Raw genomic sequence first — 11,835 nt, forward strand, 5'->3', positions numbered from 1 at the left:
CTCGTAATGCGTAGGTCTCGGGTTCGAATCCCGAAGGCGGCTCAAGGAAAGTCCAGGTCACATAGCCCGTGACCTGGGCTTTTTCTTATGCCGGGACGCGGCGGGGGCGGAACTCGATGATCTTCGCGCCGTCCTGCGTGCCCGTTGCGTGCCCATCGTGTTCGGGAGCTGCTTCGGTCGGCCCGGCAAGCTGCGCGAGTGCCATCTGTGCGAGGTCCTCGACCGGGCGGCCGTCGCGCTCGGCGGCTTCGACGATCTGCGCGACGAGATGATCGAGAGCCAACTGCGCGACCTGCTCGACGCGAGGCTCGACGGTCGTCTCGGGCGGCGTCGGTTCCGGGCGTCGAGTCCCGCCGCGCGGCACCACGGCGGCTGTCGCCTCGGCGGCCTCGCGAGCAGCCTTCGGCATGACGGACTGATAGATATCCCGGGTGATCCGGCTCTCGCTGTGGCCGAGGGTCTCAGACACGATTTTGATGTCGACGCCGGCGGCGAGCATGAGCGAGGCGGCGACGTGCCGCAGATCGTGTAGTCGGATCGGGGGAAGGCCCGAAAGCTCGACGAGGCGCTCGAAATAGTCGGTCAACCATCCGGGGTGGATGAACGACCCGTCGTGCATGGTGAACATGCGGCCCGAGTCGACCCACGCCTCGCCGTACGCGATTCGCTCGGCATCCTGCCGCGCGGCCTGCTCGTCGAGTACCTCGTCGGTGTACTCGTCGAGGTCGATAACGCGCTCGCCGCTGTCCGTCTTCGGAGCGTTCTCTACAACCTCCCATCCGTCTTGCACGAGCTGTGTCGCGATGGTCAGTGTTCCCGCGGCGCGGGCCCGGTCCGTGCGGCGCACGCCGCACGCCTCGCCGCGGCGCAGACCTCGGAAGGTGATCAGGTGGAACAGCCCGTACAGACGCTCGCCCGTGTCGGCGAGGAAGTCGAGGAACTGTCCGGCCTGTTCCGGGGTCCACACCATGACCGCCGACGGCTTGATACCGGTCCGCAGCCACTCGGCGATGCGCTCGTCGGTCCACACCAGCGCTTTGGGGCGCCGAGCGGCTTCGAGCTCCACATGCTGAGCAGCGTTGAAGATGATCAGTCCGCGGGCGATGGCGGTGTTCAGTGCAGCGCGCAACGTCGCCTTGATGTGGTGCTGCGTCGCAACGCCCGTGATCCGCCGGAACGGGGGCATCGCGTTGATGGTCTCTTTGATCGCCTTGCGGCGGCGACGGTTCTCAAGTCCCTTCCACGGAATGAGCTTGAGCTCGTCCAGGGCGGTGCGACGGAGAATGTTCGCGTCGTTGATCTCGATGTTCGTCTCGGCGATGCCGGCGAACATCTCGTCGAGGTGCTGCACGGTGAGTCGATCGAGGCGTATGTGCCCGACTCGCGGTATGAGGTGCACGCGGAGATCGGTGTCGTACCGGTTCTTCCCGCTCGTGCGCAGCCCCTTCTTACCGTCGAGCCACAATTCGAGCCACTCGCCGACCGTCATGTGCTGCGTGAGCGACTGGCCGGTGCTGAACTTGCGCTTCGTCTGGTCGTAGTCGGGAAGCGGGTCCTTGCTCGCCCCGACGGTTTCGAGCATGTCGCCGAGTCGGCGTCGGCCTTCCTTGTCTTCCTTGCCGGCGATGTTGAGCAGGGCGCGGACCTTGTCGAGGTCGCCCTGCGCGTCGGTCTTGGTGTCGTAGCCGGAGCGGCGGAAGAGCCGGCGTTCGCCCTCCTTGTTCGGCGGCAGTTCCTGCCGCACGGACCACACTCCGTGGGTGCGCTGCTTGAACTTCGGGCAGGCGGTGCCCAGTGGCTTGCCTGTCTCCTCGCTGCGGCAGTAGCAGCGTTTCGTCGTGGTGCCGTTCACTCAGTACCTCTCGGGTGAATGATGGTGGGGTCGGTGAGGATGTCGAGCCCCTGCATGTCTTCGATCAAGTCCGGTCGGAGCTCCGGGATTTGGAGGCCCGCGCGGGCCATGTCTTCGATGTGGTAGGCGAGTTCTTCGAGACGTTGCGTGTAGTCGGTCCATGCTTCGGTGTGGCCCTTCTTGTCGGTTCTGCGTTTGTCCGCTGCTTCGGCCCGTAGGTACGCCCTGTGGACTGCCTGGCGACGTCGCTCGAACTCGGGGTACAGGGAGGCCGGATAGGCGCTCTCGGCCCACGCGGCGGACCATTTCGGGCCGTCCTCGCCGATTGGCTGGGTCTCGGGCACGTACCGCCCGTCGATGGGTCCGCCGAGCGTTGGCGTCTCCTCGCCGGTCCACCACTTCCACACTGTGTACGGGTCGCGGGGGTCGCGGTCCGGGACGGTGGGCACCTGCTGGTCGCTCCCGAGGGGGAGCACGAGCAGCAGCGGGGGAACGGCGAGGGCGAGGCCGAGCACGAGCAGCTCGTCGACGGTCACCTCGCGGCGGCGGCTCCCGTCCGGCTTCCGGCGCCCTGATTCAATGCTGACGATGGCGGCGTACGTGAGGCCGGTCGCGCCGAGGCGCTCGCACTCCGCGGCGAGTTGCTCGCGGGTCATCCCGCGGCGGGATCGGTGGCGCCGGACTTGGGCGGCGATGGTGTCGCTTGCCGTCTGGTGATTGTGCATACGGCACAGTCAACTTTGCGTGTTGCACAATGTCAACCGCTTCCGTTACGTTGCTGATCTCGAACAGAGGGGTTGAACATGAGCAATGAAAGAGAGATGACGCACGGCGAGTTGATGGCCCTCCCGGTGACGATTTCCCTGGAGACGGCCAACCGAGCGTTGATGCTCGGCAGGACGACCGGCTACAGCCTCGCGAAGCGTGGGCAGTACCCCGTTCCGCTGCTTCCCCGAGGGCGGGGGTACGTGGTGTCGCGCTACCACCTGCACCGGTACCTCGGCGTCGAGGTCGTCGGCCAAGACGCGCCCGACGCTGCATGACCCGGGCGTGATTCCGCCCGCCAGGCTGTGAGGCGCTGGCGGGCGGAATCGTGAGGCGTGCGCGGTCAGAGGTTCCAGCGCCGCCCGGTGGGGATGTGCCAGACGCGCGCAGCCCCTTCGGGCTCACGGGCATACCCGAACCGGTCGTGCGCCGGGCGGCCCTGCTCGTTCCACCATTGCCATGCGGCCTCGACTGTCTGCCAGAGATCGACCTCGCCGCCGTACGTCACCGTGGCGTCGCCGGCGAGCGGTGACCGGGCCCACGTGCCGTTGGGACTTTGGAACTGGAGCGACATGGTGCCGTCGTCCGCACTGTTGTAGACGATCTCAGTGTCGGGCAGTTCGAGCGCGAGCAGCAGCCGGAAGGGGTAGTTGGCCCGGATGTCCGAGGCCGTGACCGTGGTGGAGCGGGTCTCGGTCTCCGTGGCGTACGGCGCCCGTTCCTGTACCGGGTAGGTGCTTGCGTCGGTCCGGGCGGCCATGAACCGGCCGGATGTCGCGGTGAAGTGCCCGTACGCTCGCCCGTCACCGTCGACGGACACTCGGACGAGTCCGCCCTCGATGCCGAGGGCGATGTCGGCGACGATGATCCCGTCGGGGTTCGTCTGATCGATCCATGCGGCCGGCAGGTGGCGATGCACTGAGCACGTGGCGATGATGCGGTCGAATCGCTCGCCTGTGGGGTAGCCGGCCTGACCGTCTCCGGGAACGAGCTGCGGTTCGTAGCCGATCTCTGCGAGGCGGTCCTGCGCAGCCTTGACGAGTTTGGGGTCGATGTCGACCGTGTGCACGAGGTGTTCGCCGAGTCGGGCGCAGAGTAGAGCGGCGTTGTAGCCGGTGCCGGTCCCGATTTCGAGTACGCGGTGCCCGTCCTGAACGTGTAGATCCTCCAGCATTCCCGCCATGAGGCTCGGCAGGGTGCTGGACGAGGTGGGCACACCGGTCCATGCGTCGGTGTCGACCTTCTCGGCGGTGTGGGGGTCGAGGGCGGTCACGAGGGTGATGTCGCGGTAGACCTTCGGCAGATTGCCCTCTTGCTCGGGGTGCTGCATCCGCCATACCGAGATGCCCTTGTCGTTCGTCTCCATCTCGTACCAGGACGGCACGAACACGTGCCGTGGTACGGCGGAGAACGCTTCGGCCCATCGTGCGGACCTGATGGCCTCGGCCTTCTTGAGCTGCTCGACGAGGGCGGCCAGGTGCGGGCCGGCGACGTCGAGAGGGGTGGTGCTCACTCGGTGACTCCTAGAAGTTCGTCGGCGATGCCTTCGGCGATGGGATGCCCGGTGGCGTGCTGTATCCAGTCCCATTGCCCGCAGGGGTTCACCTCCAAGAACGTCCATTCACCGGTGGGCGAGACGACGAAGTCAAGTGCGCCGAAGCGCAGTTCAAGTCGACGCATCAGTGCCCGCACCTTCTCGACGATGTCCGTCGGCGCCTCGGTGGGCTTGTAGGTGAGCGACTTGTAGTCGCTGCGCCAGTCCGTGTATCCGGCTTTGGTGTCCGAGTGGACCTCGGCCGCGAACGGTCGGTCGCCGACCATAGTCAGGCGTACCTCGTGCGCCTTGTCCACCCATGCTTGGAACAGGTGGGCGGTCGTCTCGATGCCGGTGAGGTCGCCGAGGTCGTCCTCGGTGAGAACTCGCGTGTAGACGGTCTTGAGCTGGTCGCCCTCGATGAACACGGGACTCGCGACGGGCTTACAGATGATCGGCCCGGGGATCTCGCCGGCGAACGCCTTGACGGCGTCCGCTCGGTTGGTGATCAGGGTCGGGGGGATGGCGAGGCCACACTCGCGGGCCGCGGCGAGCTGGTAGGGCTTGTACTCGGCGCGGGACATGGCCGAGGGGTGGCTGACCCATCGGCAGTCGAGCGCGGTCAGGATGCCACCGAACCCCGCGCGTGCCTGTGCGGCGGCGAAACGCCGTTCGGCATCGGACATGCCCTCGGGGAAACGGAAGGGATTCGGCGCGCGGAAGTAGCAGGCGCTGACGTCTGCGAGGCCGAGTGCGCGGTGTGAGGTGACCACGCCTCCGGCCCACGCGTGCGAGTCATCGATGCGAGCGGAGAGGCCGGCCTCTCCGGGGAACTCTGCTGCGTCCATCCGGAAGACAGTCGCCCCGCGGTCGTCCAGGGTTTTGACGACGCGGTCGGTAGGCCAGTCGTCGCGGGCGGCGATGACGAGGACAGTCGGCATACCGGCCTCAGTCCTTCGTGCCCTCGTCGAGCGGCGGGGGGTTGGTCGTGCTGCCGTCCGGGATCGTGGGGGAGTGCGTCTGCATGAACGGCAGCAGGTCGGTGTCGACGCCGACGGAAATCTGCCGGTCCTCGTCGTACAGGGCGGGGGGAAGCGCGACGGCCTGCTGCGAGTCGGGGAGCATCGCGTAACGAAGAATCCACGGCCGGGTGTTGGCGCCGGACGGCTGCTCGCTGCTGCGCGGGATACGGCCCCCCTCGGGGGCCAGGGGGAAGGCTTCGCGCGGGTGTGCGATGGGATGCATCGGGATTCCTTACTGCCGAAGCTAGTGGGATTTGGTGCACCGCCCCCGTGCCGGGGGAGCCGCCCTGTTGGCGCGGGGGCGATGGTCTGGGGGGTTAGCGTTCGGGCGGCTCGATTCGTCGGCACCGCCGTTGTCGGCGGTCACACGCCAAGTCGTCACGGCAGAAGACCTCTGAGAACCAGCCGGCCTCATCCTGCGTGCGCGCGCAGATCACGTCATCGGCAGATGCCGCGACGTCGCACAACATGCAGCGGTAGAGCATGGCGTCGGTGGTTGGCTCTACTCCTCCCGGGACACGGGCGCCGACGCGCTGCCAACGGTCGGCATCCGACGCTCGCGCAAAGCAGGCGATCAGGTCTCGGCACACCGTTTGCTCGTAGTAGCGCAGGGTGTTGTCGGCATCCCTCGCGCACCAGAACGAGCGAACGCGAACCGTGTGCAGATCGACCCAGCAACCACACAACGAGCAGTCCACGAGGGGCCGTTCGGTCATTTCGGCGGCCCTCCTGACGTGACAGAGTGGTTCCCCCTCCATGTGCCAGACGTTCAACAACGGAGGGGGCAACCTTCGGGGGATCTCCCCCAACCGGAGTCAGAGCAGGGAGAGTTACGGCGCAGTTTGGTACCGGTCTGGTCCAGGGATCGGCCCCGGAACTGCGACGCACCGCGACCGTAGCGCCACGCGACACGCGCCTGCAAGTGTGTACCGGTACACACATGCAGACTGGCATATGCAAAAAACCCCCGCCCAGGTCAGGCGGGGGGAACGCTTGCAGCGCGCGGGGGCGCTTGGTGGGGCGGCTAGTTGACGAAGTGGTCGAACTCGCCGTTCTTCACGCCGGCGATGAAGGCGGCCATCTTCTCGCGGCTGGTCTTGATCGTGCTGCCGGGCTCGTCACTCTCGCGCATCATGATCTCGCCCTCGTGCAGTGCGACCTCGACGCAGTTCTCTCCTCCGCCCCCCGAGAAAGAAGACTTCTGCCAGTTGATCGGGTCGGTACTCATGACCTTGTTTCTCACATTTCTCGTGCGATGTGGTGGATAAGTTGCCGCGACTCTGTTTCGTCCATGGAGGCGCGTTCGGCGATGTCGATAAGGGCGCTGTACTTTTTCAGCTCTGGCTCTGCGTCGAGGAATCTCCCGCCGAATGCCGCGTCGATCTGCACCGTGTCAAGTTGCGGCACGATCCCGGATGCGTACATGACGGGCTGAGTTACCTCGATGAACTTCTCGTTCGTGAAGGGGATCACGCGGACGCTCACGGATGGCATGTGTGACACCTCGATGAGGTATTCGAGCTGTTCGCGGGCGACTTTCCTCCCGCCGAACCGCATCCGCAGGGCGGCCTCGTGCAGGATCGCCTCGTATGGCGGCGGCGACGGGCGGTCGAAGATGCCTCGGCGCTTGAGCCGGTGCTCGACGCGGGCCTCGATCTCGTTCGGCGGAAGGGTCGGAGTCACCCCTTCGAAGAGGGCGCGCGAGTAGTTCTCGGTCTGGAACGGCCCGGGCATGGTCGTGGACTGCATCGACCGGAGGGCGGTTGCGTGCATCTCCAGTTCGGCGATGTCCAGCCATCCGGGAGCGAGGATTCCTCGGTAGTCGTCGAACCAGTGTGTTCCCCTGCGCTCTGCGGCTATGGCGCACAGGGCATCGATCAGAGGTTCGTCGTCACATTGGTAGAACGTGGCCAACCTTCGGATGCGCTCTTCGCTGATCCCGAGGCGACCGGCCTCGATGTTGCTGATCCTGGCCGCGTCGGTCGAGAGTAGGCCGCCGGCGTCGCGTGCAGTCTTGCCGGCGCGTTCGCGCAGCTTTCGCAGCTCGGCGCCCATGCGGATCTGTCGGGCGGTCGGATTGTCCCTCGGCGGCATGTGTCCCTTCCCTCGTCACCCATGAGTTTGCCGGTAACGGCGTCATGGGTCCACCGCCGAGCGGATCATGGGTACATGGTTGTACCGGTACAGCCTTTTACCCTATGGTCCTGGCAGCACCGCGCAGCACGCCGGGAAGACCCGAAGTGCAGTCATCTGCGCGCCCGTTGAGGGTGCCCCGGGGGATGACCATAGCCACGGATGGCAGTGCAGCCGGCGCTCACGTCACGTTGGGAGACATCGACATGAGCCATGCAGCACCACCACTCAGAACCTCGGCAATCCGGTTCGTCATGCCGAACTCGGACCGCACCCCCAAGATCATGCGGGATCTCGTCGCGACGCTGCTTCTCGCGACCGGACACCCCAACCTCGTTGACACCGCACGGCTCTGTGTCAGCGAAGTAGTCACGAATGTGCGTATTCACACCGTTACGCGCTTGGTGTACCTCGACGTCACCCTGCGTCCGGGACGGGTCTCGGTCGCCGTCTGGGATGACGAGTGGGAGAAGCGACCGACAACCGCTGTGCACGACTTCCACAGCGACGAGGAGCGGGGGCGCGGCCTCCTGCTCGTACAGTGCCTGTCCGCCGACTGGGGCGTGACGTGGCCGGCGGACGGCGACCCGTCCCATAAGCGGATCTGGTTTGCCCTCGATGAGCGGGCGGTCGGGGCGGTCGCCGCATGACGAACGAGACCAAACCAGACGAGGAACCCGTGTACGTGGGGCGCGCGAGCGGCCCGGGGGTGCGGCTCCACTTCCGCAAGGCGGGCGGGTTCGAGGAACTGTCCGAGGAGCGCGCCCGACGCCTCGTGTACGACCTCGCCGAAATCCTCGGCGTGAAATCAATCGATCGCGCGCTGCGCGGGGAGGTGGCTGAATGATGGACGGTTCGCAACGCGCCGCCCTCGGATTCGTGATCATCTGCGTCTGTGTGGCCCTACTCGGCCTGTTCATCGTCTGGGCGTTGATCCCGGGGCCGCACCGCGCCGAGACTGCTTTGCCCCTCGACAAAGAGGGCTTCTCGTACCGCTGTTACTGCTGGCGAGACCCGGTGACGGTGACGATCCGCACCGAGCAGGGCGAGCAGGGTCGGCGCCGACATGCGCGCGATGAACGTCGCGCGCCCTTACGCCACCGCATCCGCCTCTTGTCGTCTCCCAACGTGGGGGCGGAGTGCGGACCGGGGGGAACTCCCGGGTCGGTGGCCGCTTAGGCGTCCGGTCCGGTGAACCCCAGAGGGGCCCTCGACGATTCTCCTCGTCGAGGGCCCCCTCGTGCTGCAACGCAAAGAGCGCCCCCTGCTCACCGGCGCGAGGCCGGTGAGCAGGGGGCGCAGTGCGTTCTATGAGTCGTCGGTGTCGATGATCTGCCGGGTGCGCTCGTCGACTCGGTCGACGGCGTCGCGCAGGCTCGCGCCACTGTTGGGGTGCAGCTCGTGCTCGACGCGGGCGAGGCGGTCCTCGATGGCGCCGAGTCGGCTCATGACGCCGGGGCGGCCGGGTACGCCGGGGCGCGGGTCGGTGCCCTGCCAGTCGTCGACGAAGTCCTCGACCTTTCCGCCGATCCGGCGGAACGAGCGGGTCGCGCGCCATGCGAGGGCGAGGGCACCCGAGATCGCGACGACGACGCCGGACCAGAGCACCAGGGCGTCAATCGGGCCGACGCCGGTCGTCGCAGCAGTCACTCGGCGCGGTCATCCTTCCGGTGCAGGGCGAGCAGCTCGTCGTCGCCGCTCGGCTCGGCACGCACCCACGAGGGCAGCAGGCCCTCGACAACGGGGAGCGCCATCACGCGCGTGAGTCCGCCGGCGACGGCGAGGGCGACACCTACGCCGGCCGCGGTCTGCGGGATGCCCGCGGCGTCGATGATCAGAGGGAGTCCGGCGGCGAGGCCGAGCACGGTCTGCACAACGGTGCGGATCGTGCGGCGGGCGGCGTCGGTCATGGGGCAGTACCTCTTTCCACAGAGTGGGGACAAGGGCGCCCGCCCGCGGGAGTGCGGGCGGGCGCGGGGTGGGGTGCGGTCAGACCTTGGGGACCTTGAGCGCGTCCCACTGCTTGCGCCCGGGCCATCCGTCGCAGAACTGCGGGGCGTCGCCGAGCTTCTTCTGCCACTTGCGGAAGCTGTCGCGGTCGGCAGTGGTCCACTGCGGGCCCGGGCCGGACGCGTAGGCCGAGCATCCCTCGGCGACGAGGCGGCGGCCCATGGCGGTCACGATGGGCGAGCGCGGATAGCTCTTGAAGAAGTCGACGCCCGGGAACGGCTCGAACTTCGGGGCCGGTACGGGCCTGCCCGGCTTGGTGCCGAGCCGGCGGTCGACGCGCTCGCGCATGGTCGTCATGGAGAGACCGCGCGGGTCGACCTTGGTGTTCGTCCACTCCTTGTGGCCGATGACGCTCGCGGCGTTCCATCCGTGTGCGCGGCAGATCGCCGCGGCTACGCGCTCGATGGCGTCGAGCTGCTCGGCCGGCCACGGGTCGGCGCCGTTGCCGAGGTTGACGCACTCGAACCCGTAGAAGTGCCCATTGCCGTCGACGTTGTTCTCGTTGGTGGTTGGCAGCTTGCGCTCGGCCACGACCGCGGCGAGCACGTCGTAGTCGCCGAGGCCGGCGTGATTGGCTCGGCCGTTGCCGACGAGGTAGACGTCGCCGTTCTTGGCGATCACGCCGTGACACAGCGGGCCGGGCAGACCGGCGTAACCCTCGTAGCAGATGCGTACCGACGCGTCGGTGCCGCTGGTCACGGTGTGGTGGATCATCACGCCGTTGAGCGGGCCCCACGCGCCGTGTCCGGCGCGGTTGTGGGTGCGCCACTTCCCGTACTCGATGACCTTGACTCCCTCGGCGCGCAGTGCGGCGACGAGACGATCGGCAGTCAGAGGGGTTGCCATGGTGGGTGTCTCCAGACATGAAAAAACGCCCCGTGGCGTCTGCCGGGGGCGTGCGGTTGAGGGGAGGGTCAGACCATGGCGAGCGCCATGATTGCCGGGTCGAGGCCGACCTCGCCGGTTGCTTGGTTGACCGTGGCCGGTAGCGAGGACTGCGAGTTGAGGCACCACGCGCGTTGAAAGGCGGTGCCGAGAAAGAAGTTCGCCGGTGCCGAGGGCGACTCGTTCTGTATGTGCGTGTAGTAGAAATCCGTGGCGCTGCCGGCGGAGAGCAGGAACGCCGCCCAGTAGCGGCCCGGTTGCAGGGTGGCGGTTGCGGTCAGTGGCACGGGGACGGCGCCGATGTGGTTGTTCAAGGCGCCCGGTGCGGTCCCTGCGATCTGTCCGGCCGCGGGGAGGCTCGATACCTGCCCCGAGGTAGCGACCCTGCTTCCCGCCTCGTTGTAGATGCCGGCGTAGAACCGCGCGGCGGGGACATCGGAGGAACCCGCCCAACCGCGCGCGAAGATCACGACCCGGTTTACCTGCGTCGGCTCCGTGATGTTGATCCCTGCGAGGTAGATGCGCTGGAGTACAGCGGCCTTGATGGCGGTCGGGTTCGAGACATGGGCGGGGTCACATGACCACGCCTGAAAGCCGAGGCTCTGCGGCGTCCACGCGTTCTTGGTGACCGCCGCCGGTAGCTGTGTGATGGGCAGACGTGTCGAACCATCCAGGCTCGCCACGCCGTTCGCCGCACCGCGGGTCGTAGCGGCGAGCGCGCCGACGTCGCCGGCGGCGAGCGTGACGGCGCCGGTCTTCCCGGCCACGGAACGCACGGGGATGTCGGACGGCTGGACGTACCGCGCGTCGCCGGCGTTCTGGTCGAGCGCGCCGACATCCGACGCGGTGAGTACGACGGCGCCCGTCTTGGTGTTGACCGACGTCACGGCGCCGCCGCCCGAGCTCGGCGGGAGCTGCGCCGCGGGCACCTTTCCATCTGCCCCCAGTGTGGCGACCCCGTTCGCTGCGCCGGCCGCGGTGGTCGGCAGGGCGCCGACGTCGGCCGCGGTGAGAGTGACCTCGGCCTCGGCGTGGCCGTTGACGGACTGGACGAGGCCCGGGGCGCCGGGCGTACCGGGGGCGCCATCCTTCCCGTCCTTGCCCGGCACTCCCTGTACGCCCTGTGCGCCGGTGGCGCCGGTCGTACCGCGGGGGCCGACGAGGCTCGCGAGCCAGTCGGCAGGGGTGCCGCTGAATCCGCCGGCGACGGCGACCTCGTACGCGCTCGCGCCGGCGGGGCCGCGCGGTCCCTCGGGGCCGACAACGGGAATGTAGTTGGGCTTGCTCGGGTCGGTGGGTGCGATGTCGGCGAGGTCGACGAGCGGCTGCTCGGCCGGTAGCAGGACGTTGTACGAGCGGCCGGTCGGGATGCCGACGAGCTGTTCGGCGACCGCGTACGACCAACCCGCCGGGTCCATGTTCGGGGCGTCTGTTGCTGGCAGGGTTGCGCTGATCTGTCCCTGCGCGTCGAGCTGCGCGACGACAGGGCCACCGAGGATTACGTCGGCGTCGGGAAAGGTGATCTGCGCCGGCGCGCGAAAGGTCACGCTGCCGGACAGGGGCCGGCCGTCGGGGGAGAGGAATCGGCCGGTGATGGTCACGGTGGGGATGGACTCGGGCAGCACGTGCTCGGT

General features: G+C 67.8%; 15 protein-coding genes. 3 read left to right on the top strand and 12 right to left on the bottom strand.

The window, feature by feature from the left end:
* Positions 1–85: 85 nt before the first annotated feature.
* Positions 86–1,852, bottom strand: a complete 1,767-nt coding sequence (locus ACZ60T_RS33085; RefSeq protein WP_469669326.1) for a tyrosine-type recombinase/integrase — start codon at positions 1,850–1,852, stop codon at positions 86–88.
* Positions 1,849–2,577 (bottom strand): helix-turn-helix domain-containing protein, encoded by a 729-nt coding sequence (locus tag ACZ60T_RS33090; RefSeq protein ID WP_469669327.1) that lies wholly within the window; start codon positions 2,575–2,577, stop codon positions 1,849–1,851. The genes ACZ60T_RS33085 and ACZ60T_RS33090 overlap by 4 nt, the downstream gene beginning before the upstream one ends.
* A gap of 78 nt (positions 2,578–2,655) precedes the next feature.
* Here ACZ60T_RS33090 and ACZ60T_RS33095 point away from each other — a divergent pair, with 78 nt between their 5' ends.
* Positions 2,656–2,895, top strand: coding sequence for an integrase (locus tag ACZ60T_RS33095; protein WP_469669328.1), 240 nt, complete (start codon positions 2,656–2,658; stop codon positions 2,893–2,895).
* Positions 2,896–2,960: 65 nt separating this feature from the next.
* Here ACZ60T_RS33095 and ACZ60T_RS33100 read toward each other — a convergent pair whose 3' ends face one another.
* The 6 genes from ACZ60T_RS33100 to ACZ60T_RS33125 form a co-directional block, all read right to left on the bottom strand.
* Positions 2,961–4,130, bottom strand: a complete 1,170-nt coding sequence (locus tag ACZ60T_RS33100) for a methyltransferase domain-containing protein (protein ID WP_469669329.1) — start codon at positions 4,128–4,130, stop codon at positions 2,961–2,963.
* The gene (gene tgmB, locus ACZ60T_RS33105) at positions 4,127–5,092 is read right to left on the bottom strand and encodes an ATP-grasp ribosomal peptide maturase (protein WP_469669330.1); all 966 of its coding nucleotides are present in this window, start codon (positions 5,090–5,092) and stop codon (positions 4,127–4,129) included. Before tgmB ends, ACZ60T_RS33100 begins: the two co-directional genes overlap by 4 nt.
* 7 nt (positions 5,093–5,099) lie before the next feature.
* Complete coding sequence (gene tgmA, locus ACZ60T_RS33110; RefSeq protein ID WP_469669331.1) at positions 5,100–5,396, bottom strand: putative ATP-grasp-modified RiPP; 297 nt, start codon at positions 5,394–5,396, stop codon at positions 5,100–5,102.
* A 94-nt stretch (positions 5,397–5,490) separates the two neighbouring features.
* Entirely contained in the window at positions 5,491–5,889 is a 399-nt protein-coding gene (locus tag ACZ60T_RS33115; protein WP_469669332.1) for a hypothetical protein, read from the bottom strand.
* Between the two features lie 308 nt (positions 5,890–6,197).
* Positions 6,198–6,401 (bottom strand): DUF397 domain-containing protein, encoded by a 204-nt coding sequence (locus ACZ60T_RS33120; protein WP_365196079.1) that lies wholly within the window; start codon positions 6,399–6,401, stop codon positions 6,198–6,200.
* A gap of 11 nt (positions 6,402–6,412) precedes the next feature.
* Complete coding sequence (locus tag ACZ60T_RS33125) at positions 6,413–7,267, bottom strand: helix-turn-helix domain-containing protein (RefSeq protein WP_469669333.1); 855 nt, start codon at positions 7,265–7,267, stop codon at positions 6,413–6,415.
* A 185-nt stretch (positions 7,268–7,452) separates the two neighbouring features.
* On the opposite strand from ACZ60T_RS33125, the gene ACZ60T_RS33130 reads away from it, so the two are divergent.
* Both ACZ60T_RS33130 and ACZ60T_RS33135 read left to right on the top strand, forming a co-directional pair.
* Positions 7,453–7,956, top strand: coding sequence for an ATP-binding protein (locus ACZ60T_RS33130; RefSeq protein ID WP_469669334.1), 504 nt, complete (start codon positions 7,453–7,455; stop codon positions 7,954–7,956).
* The gene (locus tag ACZ60T_RS33135; protein WP_411129925.1) at positions 7,953–8,153 is read left to right on the top strand and encodes a hypothetical protein; all 201 of its coding nucleotides are present in this window, start codon (positions 7,953–7,955) and stop codon (positions 8,151–8,153) included. The genes ACZ60T_RS33130 and ACZ60T_RS33135 overlap by 4 nt, the downstream gene beginning before the upstream one ends.
* A 461-nt stretch (positions 8,154–8,614) precedes the next feature.
* On the opposite strand, the gene ACZ60T_RS33140 is transcribed toward ACZ60T_RS33135, so the two are convergent.
* The 4 genes from ACZ60T_RS33140 to ACZ60T_RS33155 form a co-directional block, all read right to left on the bottom strand.
* Positions 8,615–8,956, bottom strand: coding sequence for a hypothetical protein (locus tag ACZ60T_RS33140; protein WP_469669335.1), 342 nt, complete (start codon positions 8,954–8,956; stop codon positions 8,615–8,617).
* A complete protein-coding gene (locus ACZ60T_RS33145; protein ID WP_469669336.1) occupies positions 8,953–9,216 on the bottom strand; it encodes a hypothetical protein in 264 nt (87 codons plus the stop codon). The genes ACZ60T_RS33140 and ACZ60T_RS33145 overlap by 4 nt, the downstream gene beginning before the upstream one ends.
* A 79-nt stretch (positions 9,217–9,295) precedes the next feature.
* Positions 9,296–10,162 carry a peptidoglycan-binding protein gene (locus ACZ60T_RS33150; RefSeq protein WP_469669337.1) on the bottom strand — a complete coding sequence of 289 codons (867 nt, stop codon included), beginning with the start codon at positions 10,160–10,162 and terminating at the stop codon, positions 9,296–9,298.
* Between the two features lie 68 nt (positions 10,163–10,230).
* On the bottom strand, positions 10,231–11,826 hold the full coding sequence (locus tag ACZ60T_RS33155) for a hypothetical protein (RefSeq protein WP_469669338.1): 1,596 nt from the start codon (positions 11,824–11,826) through the stop codon (positions 10,231–10,233).
* Positions 11,827–11,835 lie beyond the last annotated feature (9 nt).

This window comes from Streptomyces sp. NPDC104371 (genome assembly GCF_055583785.1).

Coding starts and splice junctions, on each gene's coding strand:
- ACZ60T_RS33090 (WP_469669327.1), bottom strand. CDS start 2,577: ATGCACAATCACCAGACGGCAAGCGACACCATCGCCGCCCAAGTCCGG.
- ACZ60T_RS33125 (WP_469669333.1), bottom strand. CDS start 7,267: ATGCCGCCGAGGGACAATCCGACCGCCCGACAGATCCGCATGGGCGCC.
- ACZ60T_RS33145 (WP_469669336.1), bottom strand. CDS start 9,216: ATGACCGACGCCGCCCGCCGCACGATCCGCACCGTTGTGCAGACCGTG.
- ACZ60T_RS33130 (WP_469669334.1), top strand. CDS start 7,453: ATGACCATAGCCACGGATGGCAGTGCAGCCGGCGCTCACGTCACGTTG.
- tgmA (WP_469669331.1), bottom strand. CDS start 5,396: ATGCATCCCATCGCACACCCGCGCGAAGCCTTCCCCCTGGCCCCCGAG.
- tgmB (WP_469669330.1), bottom strand. CDS start 5,092: ATGCCGACTGTCCTCGTCATCGCCGCCCGCGACGACTGGCCTACCGAC.
- ACZ60T_RS33120 (WP_365196079.1), bottom strand. CDS start 6,401: ATGAGTACCGACCCGATCAACTGGCAGAAGTCTTCTTTCTCGGGGGGC.
- ACZ60T_RS33135 (WP_411129925.1), top strand. CDS start 7,953: ATGACGAACGAGACCAAACCAGACGAGGAACCCGTGTACGTGGGGCGC.
- ACZ60T_RS33150 (WP_469669337.1), bottom strand. CDS start 10,162: ATGGCAACCCCTCTGACTGCCGATCGTCTCGTCGCCGCACTGCGCGCC.
- ACZ60T_RS33115 (WP_469669332.1), bottom strand. CDS start 5,889: ATGACCGAACGGCCCCTCGTGGACTGCTCGTTGTGTGGTTGCTGGGTC.
- ACZ60T_RS33095 (WP_469669328.1), top strand. CDS start 2,656: ATGAGCAATGAAAGAGAGATGACGCACGGCGAGTTGATGGCCCTCCCG.